We start from the raw sequence: 16,158 nt of genomic DNA, 5'->3' as shown, positions 1-16,158 counted from the left end.
TACTGTTTGATGACATTGATTGAGGAGACTATGCAGAAGACAAAAACGCTGAAAGTTCGAGTCAAGGACAAACATGCAAAGCAGCTCAATCAGATGGCTCGCTCTGTAAATTTTGTCTGGAACTACATCAACGAACTCAGCTCTCGTTCAATCAAAGAGCGGGGACAGTTTTTGTCTGCCTATGATCTGCACCCCTACACCAAAGGCGCAGGCAAAGAACTTGGCCTGCATAGCCAGACGCTCCAGTGTGTGGCTTCTGAGTACGTCATCCGCAGAAAGCAGTTCAAGAAAGCTCGACTCAACTGGCGCAAGTCTGGCGGTGTTCGCCGCTCCCTTGGCTGGGTTCCGGTGAACACCGGCGCAGCCAAGTGGAAGAATGGGCAGGTCCTCCACAACGGCTGTTTCTTTTCCGTTTGGGACTCCTTTGGCCTGAGCCAATACAAGTTCCGCTCTGCCAGCTTCAACGAGGACGCCAGGGGCCGCTGGTATTTCAATGTTGTTGTATCGGTCGAAACCGAGAAATCAGCAGGTAAAGCTTCAGTAGGCATTGACCTCGGTTGCAAGGAGTCAGCTACCGATTCCAACGGCGAGGGCGTTAAAGGCCGTGAATACCGCAAATTGGAGGCCAAGCTGGGTATTGCCCAAAGAGCCAGAAACAAGCGGCGCGTAAAGGCTGTACACGCCAAAATCAGAAACCGCAGGCAAGATACCCTGCACAAATACAGCCGCAAACTCGTCAATGAGAATGCGGCAATCTTCGTTGGTAACGTATCGAGCCAGGCCCTGACCAAGACCAAGATGGCCAAGTCCGTTTTAGATGCGGGCTGGGGCTCCCTCAAAACCATGCTGGAATACAAGTGCGATCACGCAGGCGTGGCTTTTGAAGAAATCAACGAAGTCTACTCCACCCAAACCTGTTCGTGCTGCGGGACTATTCCCGATAGCAGTCCGAAGGGTAGGACAGGTTTGCGAAAAAGAGAATGGACTTGCTCAGAGTGCGGAGCTGAGCACCACCGCGATATCAACGCGGCAAAGAACATTCTTGCGGCGGGGCATCGCCGTCTAGCTGTAGGAATCCTCGTCCTTTAGGGCAGGGAGGATGTCAACAAACAGCAATCAGTTTGTCTCGAAGCGATGCTGAATCAGTGTGAAAAAATAATCATTGACCTGAACCTGGCGTCTTCTAATGGATTATCGGGCGCTTGACCAGGAACTCACTCAACTGCGAGAAAAACACTCCGGGAGCCTACTGGCCGGCTTTAGAGCGCGCTCTGGGGAAATCGTACTGACCACTCGTGTGGCCAGACTGGAGCGTAACCTACTGCACTGGGTAAGCTGGAGCCTGGTGTTTTACGGGAAAGGTCAGCGGGTGTATCTGGCTCCGGTGAAAGGCACACGCACAGAACCACAGCGCCTCTCCTGGATACGGGGCAATTTGACACGGTTTCGGTTTCGTGGTCGTAAGCACAATGAAAAATTCTTGGGATGAATAATACCGGTACACAGAGGAGAAATGGAATACGTCGCAGCGCCCTTGTTTAGCCTTTCCCTGGAAAGGCTCTTTTTTCCTAAGCAAAATAGGACATAACAGTGGATATAGATCTGGCATTAACGAGTAAAGGGTGAAAGTATGGAATTTTATATCTACCTGGCAATAGTATTAAGTATAAGCATGACTCTGTTAAGGGTAGGATGTGCAAATCAAGGTTTCAGTAAACCAACGACGTTGGTTGTTCTTCTTTTTCCGGCTTTGTGCTGGACTGGACTCATTTGGTGTTGGAAACCACCATCCAATATTTATTTTGGAGTTTTCGGTGCTGTGTTGAGTCTTGAAGCGGCTCTATTGGTTTCTAAGAGAGCGCTTTTTCGCTGTAAGGCCCTGAGCTACATCAATTGATCAATGGAAAGGAATAACAGTGGATATAGATCTGGCAGAAGTTACAAAATCAATAAGTAAATTTTTTCTTAGCCTTCGAGATGTTTGCTTTAAAAAATATAATTATTTATTGATATATGCAGTTTTATGCTTCATTGCTGGATGGTTTATGGTTCCATCAGAAATAGAAGCTTGTATCCTTGAATCATACAACTCTGGATCATACAGTAGTCGAGCAGAATGGGTCGAATATATTGACTATATATTCGTTGCATGGTTTTTTGTTGGTGCGATGCTATGGATTATTGGTCCCGTCATATTTATCAAGCAGGTAGATTCAAATAAGAAAGGCATCGGTAAGGTTCTTTTTATTGGATATATATTTTTTATTCTGCCGTTAATCTATCAATATTTCTGGGTTTGTGGTCACTGGTGAAGCATGTTGTTTTGGTTGGCATAGGATATTTGAAAAGTGAAACGACTAAAAGGAGGGGTTAAATATGCCGTTAAACATAATGGGAATAAAACATTGGGGGTCATTACAGTGGACCGGATTTTTTATAGTAATTTCCTTTATCGGCGCTTTAATAGTTGTCGCGCTGGGATACAGCCTTCCTGGCTGGCAATTCGTACTGATCGCACATGGAATACTTGTATTATTTTCCATTTTTATCATCGCGTGGCCAAATAAGGATGGCTTTCCAGGAAACAGCCAGTAAGGTCGCAGCTCGCCTTATGAATGAAATTGGTCGTGATTCCTGATCATTGGTTTTTCCTCCAATCCGCGCAGATATGCCATCTTTGCGCGGGGGCCTCATGGGCGCCTTACCGGCACCGACAGGCTGTAACAGCGGATTGACGCCAAAATGAATTTTTGTATTGATATCAGATAGTTAGAAACAGTTACCAGCTGGAGGTCCCGGAGGCCTCCGGGACCTCCAGCGGGTCGCCGCGGGGGGCCTCCGATCGCTGCATTACGGGAGCCGCAAACCGCGCAGATATGCACAATTCCCGCATATCTGCGCGAACACAGGAGGTTTTGATGCAATCTGTACAGATGGAAAAGATGCCGGTGGAAACCCTGGAGATCGACCGCTTCGGGGGCGAGATCCAGGCCCCACAGCGAAAAAATAGCTACCTGGAGCGGGAGGTGGCGTTTTGCACCATTAGCGGCGCGCGCACTGTCCGCATTCCGGACCGGCACAGTGGCCAGGTGTTGAGCGCACTACGGGATCTGGGATTCCAGCTCGACAGCGGCAGCGGCGGGGTTTATATGCTGGCGCCAACCACCCTCGATGACCTGGCCCTGGAAATCATATTGACCCCGCTGCTCCTGGAGGGGAGCCGCACAGTTCCGGAAACGGAGCTGGCAGCACAATTAATGGACCAATCCCGCCGCCTGGATGAAATCCACAAACGCCCAGCTAGCCAGCGCCTACTGTTGTTCACCATCGCGGAATTGGAGTCGTTACAGTTTATTCTGGAGGCCGCTGAGGGGTTGCTGGTGCAACAGCGAGATATTAACAATCGGTGTCACCTGCTGGACCGGCTGCGGTCAGCACGGGGCGATTGCTCAGATCAGTGGAGGACAGACTATGCGTAATAGATACGCAACCGGCGTCGAGAAACCTATTGCGTATTGGGAGCCCTGGAAGCTCGGCCATAAAGAGCAAATCACCGCTGTTTACGAGGCATTTTGCGAGGGCTATCTATTGGTCTGCGATATGGATCAGGTGGAGGCGGAAACCAAAAAACTGGAGGCGCGACTGAGGCCGGATTTGAACGTGCCGGAGCTGTGGGCATTGCAGGGCCAGGCCCTGGAGCTGGCTACGGCAACCGACTTGGCGGACGGCGCTTGGGTGCAATGCGAGCGTGCGCGGCAGCTCCTGGAGCGGATCAACCGGCGCATACCACTGGAGTATCATCAGGCAGAAAAAAGGCCCGTATTCCAGCGGTTATTCCAGCGGAGGGCCGCCCATGGATAAGTACCCCAGCTATAACGTGACTGTGCCAACCAGCGCGCCCGGCGTGATGCAGCGGGTGGTGGTGGATTGGAACCAACTGATTGCCCGGCGCGAGTTCCTGTTGCGGGATATGCCGAACGATCCGGATTTTAATTACCTGGTGCTGCCGGAGGTGGAGCGCCTGCTGTCGTCCATCGAGGACGGCACTACGCACCTGGCCGCCTATACCCTATGGGTAACGGGGGCGCGGGTGTCCGAGATGTTGATGCTGCGGCCAGAGGATTTTCAACTGGAGGGTAATATAGACCCTTGTGTGAAGCTGCCGATATTGAAAAACCGCACACCGAAAAAAAATCGCCCCCCTCGGCGTATGATCGGCCTGGGTGATGGCCCGTTCATCGAGACACTGAGGCGCTATATCAAAACCCAAAAAATCAAAAGACGCGAGCTGTTGTTTGGCCAGCTCTCGCGCCATGCGATTCGCCACCGAATCAACAGTGCAGGCCGGCGAGTACAACCGGCCCTGCCGTTGACAATCAATCCACACACGTTGCGGCACAGCTATGCAATCAACCACCTGATCCACGGCAAGACGCCGGACCAGGTGCGGCGGCTCCTGGGCCATACGGACATGCGCTCCACTGACGTCTACCTGCGGGTACTGAGTGCGGATATTAGCCACCACGGCGCGGGGACGCCGTTTCGGCTGCCTATCGAGGCTTAGGGGGACAAATGCGAGGGGAGGGCGTTATGCACAGCGCAAACCAACCGGTGTTTACGATTATCAGCCACCTGGATAACGGGGAAATTCGGACAGTAATTACCGAAAAACGCAGCAGGAATATCCTGCTGGCACTGTTAATCCTAGTGCTGTTTTTGGTGGGTATAAAAGCACTATCCATTTATGAGCGGAATTACCAGTTGCGCCCACAAATGACAGAGCTGGCGGATAGTGGGCAGGATGCAGCGGCGCTGTGGTTGGTCCAGCATTTTTACGCTGAGGAAAAGGGTCGGTTGCCGGCATTGGTATTGAAGGGATTGCCGGAGGCTATCTATACGAAAGGTCGCATGGCAGTCATTGAAGGGGATCGGGCCGCAGGAGAGGCGTTGATTGCTCAGGCTGCCGCGCAGGGCTTTGCCCCGGCGATACAATACACGAAAACAGGAAACTAATGCTCTTACGAGGCAATTGGCTATCGCCTCGCTTCGCTCGTTGCTGACTTACTGCGGTGGTGCATGAACCCGGCCATGCCGGAACCTTGGCACCACCGCAGTAGGTGGGTTTTTTGATCTAAATATTCACCCGCTACTGGCAATTCTCTAATTTTTTTACACGTCTTCGCGCCACAATAAATAACGTGATTACAGTACCAATAAGTACATTGATAAGAGTTTTAAAACTACCATTGCCCGTTACTATAGCAATGAATAAACTAGCAACTGCTACTACAATGAAACATGACAACAGGTCTATTGTATTTAATGTCTTTAGATATTTTCTGACAGTGTTCATCGCGATACCCTTCCTTTGCTTTCATCTTTAGTCAAACTTTATGTAGTGTTTCATTAAAAAATTGATCATCTCTGATTCATTTCCACTATCGTAGAATCGAATCATTTTGGTATTGAATTCAAGTTTTTCTTTTGCCGGCACCAAAATAGGTGAAATCCCCTCAGACAATAGAACACCATTCATCATCAGCCGACCGGTACGCTTGTTTCCATCCCAAAAAAATTGGTTGCGGGCCATCTGTAAGAACAGGGAACAAGCACGTGTCTTGGTGTCTTTGATCGTCGCGACCTTGCCTACCATTTCGTTCCATCTGGCATCCAGGTTTTCAGGCTTCGGCGGAGTATACTCAGTACCAGATATACGTATATTTCCAGTTCTAAAGCATCCCCACTCCAGGGCCTCTTCTTTGGCAACCAAGTCTTGAAGACTGCACGCTACCTCTTTTGTCACCGCAAAGCGTTCGGACTCAATCAAGCCAAATAGCTTCTTCCAGCTCGCCTTCTGGTTTAGCACCAAATTCTGTTCGCTCAGGGTATGCCCGCCAATGGTAATTCCGTCTAGCAGAGTTTGTACCTCTGGCAACGTGAATGGTGAATCTTCCAGAGCGGCGGTATCAAATACGAACTGAGTTATGTATCTCTTGCATTGAAAAAGTAATTTCTTATCCATAGAAAGCTCACTGGCGTTTGTCTTTTAATCCTCATTTTCCCAGATTGTCCCTAAACCGGCGAAACTGCATAGTAACGCCCAGGACGGGTAGGGGATCGGTGTTTCCTCGGCAACCCAACGTCTGATCGTTCGGCCACCCTGGTTTTTTAAACCGAGCTTCTTGGCTGCCTGACTGCCGGTAAGTCCCGCCAGGCGCAGCACTTCTCGCACTTCCTCACCTGTGGGCTGTTCCCATGTTTCCCCCGGTCGGAGACATTTTTTCCGAATCATACTTGAACCTATTCCTCACAATGTTTTGATAAATCAAGCTTCGCAACTCTTTGATATCGAAGTTGACGATTTGTCTGGGCTTTGATTCTCACATTAGATCTAGAGTCTACCAGTTAGATCATGATATATCGCCCAAGCAACGCCAATTACTATTAATGTAAGAAGTAGGAATACAGCATAGCTAACAGACAAAGATTCACCTTTACTAAAAAGCAAAGCAAGCGCAAATAGTATCGGGGTAAGCACTCTTGTTGTAAAAGCAAAAAATGAATGTCCCTTTGGAGGCAACCTATCATATTTTTCAAGTGCATAAAAGATTTCGTAAATATTTCGATCATCACGCTTCATAAAGGCCACACTATTTATCTGCGGTCACGATTCTTCCCATCTTCCATAGAGACAACAAGGGAAACCCTAAAATCAGTGCCGTCATTATCAATTTTTCAGAAAAGCTCCAATGCTCGATGTCATTTCTCATGAGAGAAATAAAGATAGCAAGCACAAAGCAAAAAATGGTTAGAGATAATGACCACGTACGAAATCCCATACTTCAATCTCCCTTTGTTTGGCTTTACCTTACCGATCAAAACCTTAATATTGAGAATTCTTGTTGTAAAGTTTGAACACCCCAGTCATAAGCTTTGAGTATTTGAGATACAACAATCGCTCAATCTCTAAGCGCTGCTTTTCATACTGGCTTAAACCCTCCGAGAGTTCGATTGATTTTCCGTTATAAAGAACCTTACCGTTATCAATACATTTCTGTAGTCTTCTTTCTGCAATCTTCCCACGGATTGCAATGACAATCACACCAATAAATAAGAAAAATAAAGCTGCTATGAAAATTTCCATATTCCCACCAATATATGCCCGACCTTCGATTAACATTATGGGACATAATGTCCTATCCATCAAGGGGACTTTTTCTTAAAAAAGCGATATTTGCTTATGTGCTTCCCCTTGTTGTGCCGCTGATAGGGCCATCATTTGTGCCAACTCAACTTCTGGCGTGGCCCGGCTACCTGGCTCCAGGAGAGGCTTTACCAGGGCCTGTAGAGTACACTGGTCTAAGTGTGCTGGAGCATCCAAAAAGAGATTTGGCCTATCGACCAGGACAAACCCCTGTCGCTCCAGCTCGGCCAACAGCTCGCCAGTGTGCCAATGGGGCAACCGGATTTGCGGTGCGCCTGTAGTCAAGTTTTTACTAATCTCCCGCCACGAATTGTGGTCATACTTGCCGATCAGGTAGGGGGCTTGCAGAAACGCCTCTATACGCGCCTGAACTAACGAAATCAGAACTGTCTTATTCGGGATGCCGTCTCGTGCGCTGATGCTCAGATAGCCTGTGTAGCTCGCTGCGCGGCCATGGTATTCAAATCCAATACGATTTTGCTCGACCTGGATACTCTCGCCGCGATGTTCAATATCGATCTGAGAGAAACTATTCTTATCAATCATCGGTTTTATCCGGTTTTGACCTTGGCGAAATGCCCGGCCTTCAATTAGTATATTAGGACATTATGTCCTAAGCGTCAAGAGATTATTACTCATCGAGGGAAATTTTTAACTCTGCATCTGGTGCTACAAAGTCTGCCTGCCCGGTAAACGGTCAAACTTTTCTCAAGCCGTCTCCAGATTGAGCCCCGGCACCGCCGGGGCGTGGATTTCAGATTTCTTTTGCGCCCCGTATTGACGTGCCAACCATTTTTAGACCGGAATTGTTCGCGCGGAATACTGCGTAGCGTTCATCCATATTGCCTTCACGTGCGCAGAGCTGACACAAGATTTCCGCTTTTTCCTGATTAAAAACCGGCTTTTTAGATTGCAAGACTACAAACTCGCTGCCATACAGCCCGCTTTCGTCTTGGCGGCAAACAACGTAAAAGGCTTTGATGCTCACTGTCTTATCTCCAGTTTTGGTTAATTCACTCTTGAGCGCTTCGCGTGCAGTTGCCATTTTCCTGTCGCCTCTCATTTAGTTATTTTTCGATTTGCTGTTCTTGCCCTTAGCTATTGCAATAAGCTCCTTTTGCAAAGCCTTATTATCTGCGCGTGCTTCTTTCAACTCGGATTTCAGGTTTTCGACCTGTATAGATCGGTCGTCTACGCGAGCGTGCAGAGCGGAGTTTTCCGTGGTCAATTTAGATAATTGTTTTTCAACCACCTCACCCTTTTGTTCACACTCTAATGATTTTGATTTCAGGCTTTCTATCTCGGCCTCCAAACGAGACACCTCAGACAGAGCCTCTACCAGCTCCTGCTCCGCTGTATCAATTTTGGATTGCGCATCTTCTCGCAATTTCTCGATACCCGCATTAGCCAGTTTACTAGCGGCAGTCCAAATTTGAGCGAGTGAGGTTTCAACAACCCGCTTCAACTCTGCCGGCATTTCCAATGCGGCAGCAATTTCGGTTTTCCGCTGCTCTTTCCACTCCCGCATTACCGGGCTGATATGAGTCAGCGAGCCCTTCCCCATTTTTTCCCGAACCTGATCATTGGTCGGGGTTTCGACGCCTTCAGCTACCAATTCCCTGGCTGCATTTAGGATACGGTCGCGGATTTCAGGCTTTATCTTCATTTCATTCTCTTTTGTATGTATTTGTATGCTGTATTATACATACATATTGATACATAACAAGACAAATGAGGGATATGCCGCCAGTAATGTGCTTTTTTCTTTACTTGTTGCAAAAAGTAAAGAAATGCGGTATCTTTACAACTGCCAAATAGTAAAGAGGGTTTTATATGCCTAGAGTAAGCGCCAAGCGCCAAATTACATTGCCCGCCTCCGGTTGTGATGAGTTAGATATTCATCCAGGGGATGAGGTGGAAATCCTGCGCCACGGCAACCAGTTCAATATCATCAAGAAAAAAGCAGGGGCTGCGGCTGGTATGCTCAAGGGCACCAAAGCGAATAGCGCTGTCAGTGACAAACAATCGCGGCAGGGGCATTTCGAGTGATCGCCATAGATACCAACGTGCTATTGCGTTACCTGCTGGCCGACGACGCCAGGCAATTCCGCAAAGCCAAAACATTGATTGAAACACAGCGCCCGGTGCTGATTACTGATGTTGTATTGACAGAAACCGTGTGGACGCTCACCGGCAAACGCTACCAATTGGATAAGGCTGCCATCTGCGAAGTTGTACGGGGGCTGGTTGGTGACGGGGCATTTCTGTTTGAGGACAACCAAGTGGTGTGGTCTGCATTAATAGATTATGAAGAAGCAAAGCCTGTGCGTGGCAAGGCGCTGGATTTTCCAGATGCGTTGATCCTTCACAAGGCGCAATTTGTGGCGGGTCAGAAGCATCAAGCGCTCGAAGGTTTCTACAGTTTTGACAAGGCCCTAGAGGCATTCAAAAAAGCAGTTTTATAAAAGACCCTCCCGGCTCCGGTCTTTAAGGGGCTTTATGGGACTTTCACAACGTGTCCTCTTGTTGGGCTAACTCTTCTTTTTGAACCGGTCATTTATTCACCTGAACTTCGTCGTGAGGGATATTATCACTTAAAGTCAGGTGGTCAAATTTACTATGCCACTACAATTGTTCGATCGTACAAATTTAATGAATATAGGAAGGTGAGTTCGGAACTGCTTACTAATTGTTGATGCCAAAATTCAAACGCGCCTTTGGCAATATTTTATATTTGGCGTAAAATCCCTCCTGCTATGGTTGCTATTGCAATTGCTGCACTGATATTATTTCAAATGTAACACTACAGAAATCTGAACATGGAGCCAGAAATAACTTCACACTAATCTAGAAATAACCTTGTTGAAAATGGAGTGTAATTTGAATATGAAAAACAAAAATATTGGATGGGGTCTAATAGCGGCTTCTTTTCTAGCTTACCATGGTGGTGCTAATGCAGATGAAATTAAACTGGATGAGGTGATGAAGTCAAGAATTTATGACACAAAAGGCAATGAAAACCATCCCTATACGAAAGCGGCAAATGCAGCCTGTGAAAGTATTTCTGGGGATGTGCCTCGTAGGATTGCGTGTTTCACTCATTTGTTACTAGGAGTGAATGTGGATGGAATATCGAATATAAAGCTATATAATCCTGATGTTGTCTACTCTGAAATAAAGGAACCAGAAATACCAGAAACTGTTCAGTATGAATACTACTCAGTAAAAAATTGTACGTCTCTACCGAAAAATATAAATCAGGAAGTCTCTGTAACCGTTAATGAGAGCAACACTATAAGTGTTTCCGACACAGTTACTACTACTGATAATGCTAGCCTCAATGCTAAATTGGAGCTTAAAACCTTTTCTATAGAAGGAGGCGGTAGCAAAACTAGAGTTGTTGATATATCCAAATCCACCTCTTCAACTACATCTAGCACTACCACTGTAAGAGAAGTGCTTGATGAAACTATACTGCCTTACTCTGCACTTATTTATACTGTCGACAAGCGTTACGGAAATACGTATATAGACTTTGTTGGTAGCTTTTCATACGATGCAGACTTAGCTATGTTCGGTAGAAGCTTAGGTAAATTTTCAAGATATTTTAATAACAACTATGTGAGTGTCTCAGGCCAGATATGGAATGTAAATTACAAATCAGTACATAAGAGTTATGTAGAGTTGCCATTACCTACAGATCCTGCTGAATGTAATGCGGTCAGCTTAGATGATTTTCTTGGCAAAGGGGTAAGGCATCAAACTTTGAGCCTGTTGTAATTTGTAGTAGTTCAGTTAAGTGGACCCCATTGGCAAGACAGCTTTTCCAGATGCGTTGATCCTTCACAAGGCGCAATTTGTGGCGGGTCAGAAGCATCAAGCGCTCGAAGGTTTCTACAGTTTTGACAAAGCACTAGAGTCATTGAAAAAAGCTGTTTTATTGTAGTTGTAAAGAAATTTCACCTGCAAGTGACGGTGTAAGGGTTCTAGCCGTAGGCCAGGTTCGTTACGCCGTTGCTGTAGGTCAGCAACGAGCGTAGCGAGGCGATAGCTCGATGAAACCCCGGCAGCTTCAATCCCAGCTAGTGGGGATATTTTGGTGTAGTGCTATTATGAACTCACTTCACATCACGCTCTTTTCCACTTTCTGCTCGAACCTGGCTTTCTGTGTGGACATAAATAGTATCGGTAGTGGCCATGCTAGAGTGCCCCAAGTCCTCAGATAGATCTTTGAGAGCGCGGCCACGTTCGATCTCCATACTAGCGCCAGTGTGTCTTAACCAATGAGTAGAAGCTACTTTTAACCTGTGTGCCTTGTCTTCATTCTCCATTCGCCGCATTTCATCATAGGCACGATCAAAAACTTGCTGAACTATCCGGTTAAGTTGCCTGGATGTCATGCCGCCTCGTCCACGAATTTTCTCAACGATAGGTTGATTTTCTCCTGATGCTGGCAGTGGACTTAAGTTTCTATAGGAACGGTAGCGCTTCAGGAAGGGGATAAAACTGTCTGGAACGGTAATATCGCGCAATTTCCGACCTTTACCGAAGATTTTTAGCCACCAACTACCATCTGAGTCTTGCCAAAAGTGGCTCATGATCGGAGTCCATTGGGGGCGTTCAGACAATTCCGAAATTCGCAGAAACAATGTCTTTAGGGTACAAATTACGAATAGACTTCGCTCATAGATTGGATTTTCCTCGGCCATGGTCATTACAACGTTGAATACATATTGCCACTGATCTGAGGTCAGTCGTCGAATCTCTTTGACCTGAGCATCCTTGATGAAATGGCGACAATCCGGTTTAGCGATCTGTGCGGGGTTTCCGTACAGGAACTCCTCGTTCATTAAGTACCTATAGAAAGCAATGATTGCAGTAAACATCGCTACTAAGGTTTGCTGTGATGGCTTGTATTTTTTTTTGTCTGGCTTGGGGCCTGAGTTGTTACTCCTTTTCGGCTGTTTGAGCCTAAACGGAGCCCAGGAAGGGTTCTGTATATACTGTCCGTTATTGACCAGGAATTTTTCATGATTAGCCAAGCAGATCCAGGATACTGGCGGTTGCCAGCAGAAATCTGCGTATTCTAGGATGTCGGCCTTGCGCAGTCGCTCCATAGGTGTGCATTTAACCAGGAATACCCACGCTAAGAAGCGTTCGGTTTCATTGCGGAAACGTGTAAAGGTATGCTCGGACTTGTTGCGGCCCGTGTAGCTCAGGAATTCCTGTCCCCAGCGCCAGTGAGACATCCACCAGGAATCACCAGATTGCAAAAACTCTTGAAGATCTGCGTAGTCATTGAAGCTGAAATTCTTGAGTTCAGCATAGGTTGGATACAGCGAAACAGGTTTTGGAATTGCCATGAAGGGGCCTGAAGTCCAGTTTTTCGATAGTGGACATATTTAAGTTGCTCCAACAGGTTATGTCAAATACTAAACAGTATTAGATATAAAACATCAATACCGATATAAGAGAGATCGCCTCGCGAATCCCTGCTCTGCGTCGGGCTCTACTCGCTGCACTCCCTGAATCTTCACTCTGCGAAGTTGTACGGGGGCTGGTTGGTGACGGGGCATTTCTGTTTGAGGACAACCAAGTGGTGTGGTCTGCATTAATAGATTATGAAGAAGCAAAGCCTGTGCGTGGCAAGGCGCTGGATTTTCCAGATGCGTTGATCCTTCACAAGGCGCAATTTGTGGCGGATCAGAAGCATCAAGCGCTCGAAGGTTTCTACAGTTTTGACAAGGCCCTAGAGGCATTCAAAAAAGCAGTTTTATAAAAGCCCCTCCCGGCTCCGGTCTTTAAGTGGCTTTATGGGACTTTCACAACGTGTCCTCTTGTTGGGCTAACTCTTCTTTTTGAACCGGTCATTTATTCACCTGAACTTCGTCGTGAGGGATATTATCACTTAAAGTCAGGTGGTCAAATTCACTATGCCACTACAATTGTTCGATCGTACAAATTTAATGAATATAGGAAGGTGAGTTCGGAACTGCTTACTAATTGTTGATGCCAAAATTCAAACGCGCCTTTGGCTAATATTTTATATTTGGCGTAAAATACCTACTGCTATGGTTGCTATTGCTATTGCTATTGCTATTGCTGCTCTGACATTATTTCAAAATGTAACGTGGTTTTGATATGTTAAAGTTCTTCGTAAAACAACGTGAAGACGTCAGCTCAAGCTATTCGCGTAAATATACAAAGGGCTAATAGGTTTTCTGGCTAAGGGGATGGTATATGAAAAAAATATGGCTATTTCTGTTTTCACTGTTTGCGGCGAATAGCTTAGCTGATGATATTGCGTTTGGCACTGTGAAGGGTATCAAGGTCTATGACCAATCAGATGGCAAAGTTACAAAAATTGTCTTTTCGGCAGATGCTACTCACCAGAACGAGGGATGCAATGGTGTTGCGACATTACGCCACTCACTGCGCTCCGAAGAGGCGCTAAATCAAATGCTAAGTATTGCACTGGCGGCTTATATGGCGCAGAAAAAAATTAGGGCGTATTCAAATGATGGCACTTGTGAGGCAGACTTGCTTGCCTTGCAAAATAGTCGGTTTTAGCTAATTGGCTCTTTGTCAAGCAACGTGAGGGCACCGACGTCAGCTCTAGAGCGAAGTGGCGCACACACAGTTACGCTTGAGAGAAATCAGTGTCTTTCCTGACCTAAGAACAGAGAAAATGCCGAGGAAGATAGTATGTTTTTACGTTTTTTTATAGCTACAATAATTACCATATTCTGTTTTAGCGCCAAAGCCCTAGCTGAATCTGAAAAATATGTCCTAATAGTAAACAAAAATATTACTATACCAATAAAGATTGGTCCAGATCGTACGCAAGTAAACTGTGGCTCACTATCAGCAACCAAGACAGTTTATGATGTTACCGTTTGTAATTACTATAATCCGGAAGTGCTTTACTATCAGGGTACCAGGCCAATTTTTGCCGAAGCGTGGGTTGAACTTTTTTATACCGGTAAGGATGTAGTCTGTGACGATTCAGTATTTAATAAGGGTGGGCTGATTAGTTGGTATGACAACGATATTATGCTGTATCATTATGGAGCGGCCATTGTACCTTATGCGATGTTTGAAAGTAAGACCTATCTGGAGTCATGTGAAACAAACTAGCAAGCTATCGAAATATCTACTTATCGAAAAGGACAGGCCCTAATGAAAAAATATACTACCGCAATATTCTTTGTGCTCGCGATTTCTACAGGATTCTTCTCATCTCAGGCATTTTCTGATCACGGATATGTAGCAAAAACCGCAACCGTAACAAAAATTACATCAACCTCGAGTGGGCAAGATGCCTTTTGGGTTTATTACACTGATGCAACTGATGATCAATGTTCTGGAAAGGTGAAATTTGATAAAAGTTTAATTGGGACTACAGGATCATTTGAACGATCATTCACTCTGGCGACTACGGCGCTAGTATCTGGGAATCGCATCTCAATCTATAGCTCTAGTTATACGGATGTTACGGATTGCTTATCCGCCTTATCAGTTTTTTTATTGAAGTGAATCCCGAATACAGACGGTGAAGTCGAATGCACGCGGATTCAGTTCATTTTATGGGGCAGAGAATGGATTTACTCGCTGCATAATGAAATTGCATTTATTACCTGAATCCGCGAAGTTGAATCTGGGTCTTAACTTAATGGAGGTATGTATCACTATGATTTTTAAGAAGGTGTCAATGTGTATATTCATTGCACAAATTATAGCTGCACAAGCAGCTATAGCAGGAACCAGCGTTGGAACAAAAATTACGAGTATTGTGGCGCAAGATAACAGAACTTGGATATATTTCTCCCCGGATATTGGCAATGCCACTACCTGCACAGATAAATCATCTGTCGAAGTTTCAAATGATATGACCAACCGCGACTTAATAATGAGCCTAGCCATGTCTGCAATGATCAGCGGAAAATCTGTGGTTTGGTTGACCTCTGATACCTGTAGCAATGTTGATAAAGCTGTAATAAGAGGAATCAGGGTTTATGATTAACCTAAGGAGCTAATCGGGTGGCCGAGGATCTCTACCCCGTAACGAATGTTTACCCGACAGTCGGGAATGGGGTCCACTTAAACACAACTGCGCCTTTGTCAATTCGCTTGATTGCAAATAAACAGTCTGCTAGGTTGCCAAAAACCTTGTAGGAACCTGCTTGCAGGCGCAAAAAAATAGTGAAAAAAAAGGTAAATAAAATGTCTAAATCTTCGATCTTCCGTCTTATAGCCGCAATAGCACTAGCCTTTCCGACCAGTGCGCTCGCTAACGAGTGGACTGGACAGGTTAAAATGAACTTTCTGCAAAATTGGACAGCCAGTGATGGTGTAATGCTTGCAACCGATCAAAGTAGTCTCACTAATCCCGCAGATTGTTCCAATACTACCAGCTACCATTTGCCTTCAGATTCATCAGATATAGCGCGTTCGATGTTGCTATCCGCATATATTGCGGGCAGACCGGTGAGGCTTGCAATCTGGAATGGAGGATGCTCTGCCGATAGACCGCAGATTGTAGCTGTACAATTTACAGACTGATTTGTAATAGCCGTAGAGTAAACCGCGTTGCAGCCTCGCCGGCCAACGCGGACATAGAACAATCCCTCACAAATCGCCGGTCGCCTTAATATACACATTTCTTGTCGCCAGTGAGGTTTGATTCAGCAATCTCTTCTTCGATCTTGTACAGACGGGCAATATGGTCTAGTGCGTAACGTACCGCCTGCGGCTCTTGCTGTTCCGCATCAATAAAGTAACGGCGGCTGTGTACCCAACACTGGGCGTGGGTGATGTTGGCATTCTCTTCGGCAAAGCGTGCATAGGCGGCGTAGCCGTCGCTCAGCAGGGTTCCGGTAAAATCCGTATATGAGTATTTTTTCGATATGCGCGCGTCCGCGGCTGGCACTGTAGGTAAATGCCACTTCATCGCA

General features: G+C 46.3%; 23 protein-coding genes. 14 read left to right on the top strand and 9 right to left on the bottom strand.

Annotated elements, in window-relative coordinates; genetic code table 11:
* Positions 1-30: 30 nt before the first annotated feature.
* From Q5Y71_RS08890 to Q5Y71_RS08865, 6 genes are all read left to right on the top strand, one after another.
* Entirely contained in the window at positions 31-1,089 is a 1,059-nt protein-coding gene (locus Q5Y71_RS08890; protein ID WP_306041732.1) for a transposase, read from the top strand.
* Positions 1,090-1,916: 827 nt separating this feature from the next.
* Complete coding sequence (locus tag Q5Y71_RS08885) at positions 1,917-2,312, top strand: hypothetical protein (protein WP_306041731.1); 396 nt, start codon at positions 1,917-1,919, stop codon at positions 2,310-2,312.
* 606 nt (positions 2,313-2,918) lie between these two features.
* Entirely contained in the window at positions 2,919-3,479 is a 561-nt protein-coding gene (locus Q5Y71_RS08880) for a hypothetical protein (RefSeq protein ID WP_306041729.1), read from the top strand.
* Positions 3,472-3,861 carry a hypothetical protein gene (locus Q5Y71_RS08875; RefSeq protein WP_306041728.1) on the top strand — a complete coding sequence of 130 codons (390 nt, stop codon included), beginning with the start codon at positions 3,472-3,474 and terminating at the stop codon, positions 3,859-3,861. Before Q5Y71_RS08880 ends, Q5Y71_RS08875 begins: the two co-directional genes overlap by 8 nt.
* Positions 3,854-4,564: a site-specific integrase gene (locus Q5Y71_RS08870; RefSeq protein WP_306041727.1), complete on the top strand. Its 711-nt coding sequence runs from the start codon at positions 3,854-3,856 to the stop codon at positions 4,562-4,564. Before Q5Y71_RS08875 ends, Q5Y71_RS08870 begins: the two co-directional genes overlap by 8 nt.
* A gap of 26 nt (positions 4,565-4,590) precedes the next feature.
* Positions 4,591-5,013 carry a hypothetical protein gene (locus Q5Y71_RS08865; protein WP_306041726.1) on the top strand — a complete coding sequence of 141 codons (423 nt, stop codon included), beginning with the start codon at positions 4,591-4,593 and terminating at the stop codon, positions 5,011-5,013.
* 367 nt (positions 5,014-5,380) lie between these two features.
* On the opposite strand, the gene Q5Y71_RS08860 is transcribed toward Q5Y71_RS08865, so the two are convergent.
* From Q5Y71_RS08860 to Q5Y71_RS08830, 7 genes are all read right to left on the bottom strand, one after another.
* Positions 5,381-6,022 (bottom strand): Fic family protein, encoded by a 642-nt coding sequence (locus Q5Y71_RS08860; RefSeq protein ID WP_306041724.1) that lies wholly within the window; start codon positions 6,020-6,022, stop codon positions 5,381-5,383.
* A gap of 24 nt (positions 6,023-6,046) precedes the next feature.
* Positions 6,047-6,292 carry a transcriptional regulator gene (locus Q5Y71_RS08855; protein ID WP_306041723.1) on the bottom strand — a complete coding sequence of 82 codons (246 nt, stop codon included), beginning with the start codon at positions 6,290-6,292 and terminating at the stop codon, positions 6,047-6,049.
* 99 nt (positions 6,293-6,391) lie between these two features.
* The gene (locus Q5Y71_RS08850; RefSeq protein ID WP_306041722.1) at positions 6,392-6,640 is read right to left on the bottom strand and encodes a hypothetical protein; all 249 of its coding nucleotides are present in this window, start codon (positions 6,638-6,640) and stop codon (positions 6,392-6,394) included.
* 243 nt (positions 6,641-6,883) lie between these two features.
* Positions 6,884-7,144, bottom strand: a complete 261-nt coding sequence (locus Q5Y71_RS08845) for a hypothetical protein (protein ID WP_306041720.1) — start codon at positions 7,142-7,144, stop codon at positions 6,884-6,886.
* Between the two features lie 75 nt (positions 7,145-7,219).
* On the bottom strand, positions 7,220-7,750 hold the full coding sequence (locus Q5Y71_RS08840) for a hypothetical protein (protein ID WP_306041718.1): 531 nt from the start codon (positions 7,748-7,750) through the stop codon (positions 7,220-7,222).
* 208 nt (positions 7,751-7,958) lie between these two features.
* The gene (locus tag Q5Y71_RS08835) at positions 7,959-8,249 is read right to left on the bottom strand and encodes a hypothetical protein (protein ID WP_306041717.1); all 291 of its coding nucleotides are present in this window, start codon (positions 8,247-8,249) and stop codon (positions 7,959-7,961) included.
* Between the two features lie 18 nt (positions 8,250-8,267).
* The gene (locus Q5Y71_RS08830) at positions 8,268-8,870 is read right to left on the bottom strand and encodes a DNA-binding protein (protein ID WP_306041716.1); all 603 of its coding nucleotides are present in this window, start codon (positions 8,868-8,870) and stop codon (positions 8,268-8,270) included.
* Positions 8,871-9,037: 167 nt separating this feature from the next.
* On the opposite strand from Q5Y71_RS08830, the gene Q5Y71_RS08825 reads away from it, so the two are divergent.
* The 3 genes from Q5Y71_RS08825 to Q5Y71_RS08815 all read left to right on the top strand — a co-directional run bounded on the left by Q5Y71_RS08825 (position 9,038) and on the right by Q5Y71_RS08815 (position 10,984).
* A complete protein-coding gene (locus Q5Y71_RS08825; protein WP_306041715.1) occupies positions 9,038-9,253 on the top strand; it encodes an AbrB/MazE/SpoVT family DNA-binding domain-containing protein in 216 nt (71 codons plus the stop codon).
* Entirely contained in the window at positions 9,250-9,669 is a 420-nt protein-coding gene (locus Q5Y71_RS08820; protein WP_306041714.1) for a PIN domain-containing protein, read from the top strand. Before Q5Y71_RS08825 ends, Q5Y71_RS08820 begins: the two co-directional genes overlap by 4 nt.
* Before the next feature lie 415 nt (positions 9,670-10,084).
* Complete coding sequence (locus tag Q5Y71_RS08815; protein ID WP_306041713.1) at positions 10,085-10,984, top strand: hypothetical protein; 900 nt, start codon at positions 10,085-10,087, stop codon at positions 10,982-10,984.
* Positions 10,985-11,322: 338 nt separating this feature from the next.
* Here the strand turns inward: Q5Y71_RS08815 and Q5Y71_RS08810 are convergent, their stop codons facing one another.
* Positions 11,323-12,567 carry a tyrosine-type recombinase/integrase gene (locus Q5Y71_RS08810; protein ID WP_306041712.1) on the bottom strand — a complete coding sequence of 415 codons (1,245 nt, stop codon included), beginning with the start codon at positions 12,565-12,567 and terminating at the stop codon, positions 11,323-11,325.
* A gap of 236 nt (positions 12,568-12,803) precedes the next feature.
* Between Q5Y71_RS08810 and Q5Y71_RS08805 the strand changes: the two genes are divergently transcribed.
* The 5 genes from Q5Y71_RS08805 (at position 12,804) to Q5Y71_RS08785 (ending at position 15,227) form a co-directional block, all read left to right on the top strand.
* Complete coding sequence (locus Q5Y71_RS08805; protein WP_306041711.1) at positions 12,804-12,983, top strand: hypothetical protein; 180 nt, start codon at positions 12,804-12,806, stop codon at positions 12,981-12,983.
* A 461-nt stretch (positions 12,984-13,444) separates the two neighbouring features.
* Positions 13,445-13,774: a hypothetical protein gene (locus Q5Y71_RS08800; RefSeq protein ID WP_306041710.1), complete on the top strand. Its 330-nt coding sequence runs from the start codon at positions 13,445-13,447 to the stop codon at positions 13,772-13,774.
* A gap of 135 nt (positions 13,775-13,909) precedes the next feature.
* Positions 13,910-14,341, top strand: coding sequence for a hypothetical protein (locus Q5Y71_RS08795; RefSeq protein ID WP_306041709.1), 432 nt, complete (start codon positions 13,910-13,912; stop codon positions 14,339-14,341).
* Positions 14,342-14,383: 42 nt separating this feature from the next.
* Positions 14,384-14,740, top strand: coding sequence for a DUF5992 family protein (locus Q5Y71_RS08790; protein WP_306041708.1), 357 nt, complete (start codon positions 14,384-14,386; stop codon positions 14,738-14,740).
* 154 nt (positions 14,741-14,894) lie between these two features.
* Positions 14,895-15,227, top strand: a complete 333-nt coding sequence (locus Q5Y71_RS08785) for a hypothetical protein (RefSeq protein WP_306041707.1) — start codon at positions 14,895-14,897, stop codon at positions 15,225-15,227.
* A 624-nt stretch (positions 15,228-15,851) separates the two neighbouring features.
* Here Q5Y71_RS08785 and Q5Y71_RS08780 read toward each other — a convergent pair.
* Positions 15,852-16,158: transposase (locus Q5Y71_RS08780; RefSeq protein ID WP_306041705.1), on the bottom strand; the 307-nt coding region annotated here is incomplete at its 5' end.

It is taken from the genome of Microbulbifer sp. 2205BS26-8 (genome assembly GCF_030731025.1).
Taxonomy (GTDB): domain Bacteria; phylum Pseudomonadota; class Gammaproteobacteria; order Pseudomonadales; family Cellvibrionaceae; genus Microbulbifer; species Microbulbifer spongiae.
This window is presented reverse-complemented; position numbering and strand designations above follow the sequence as displayed.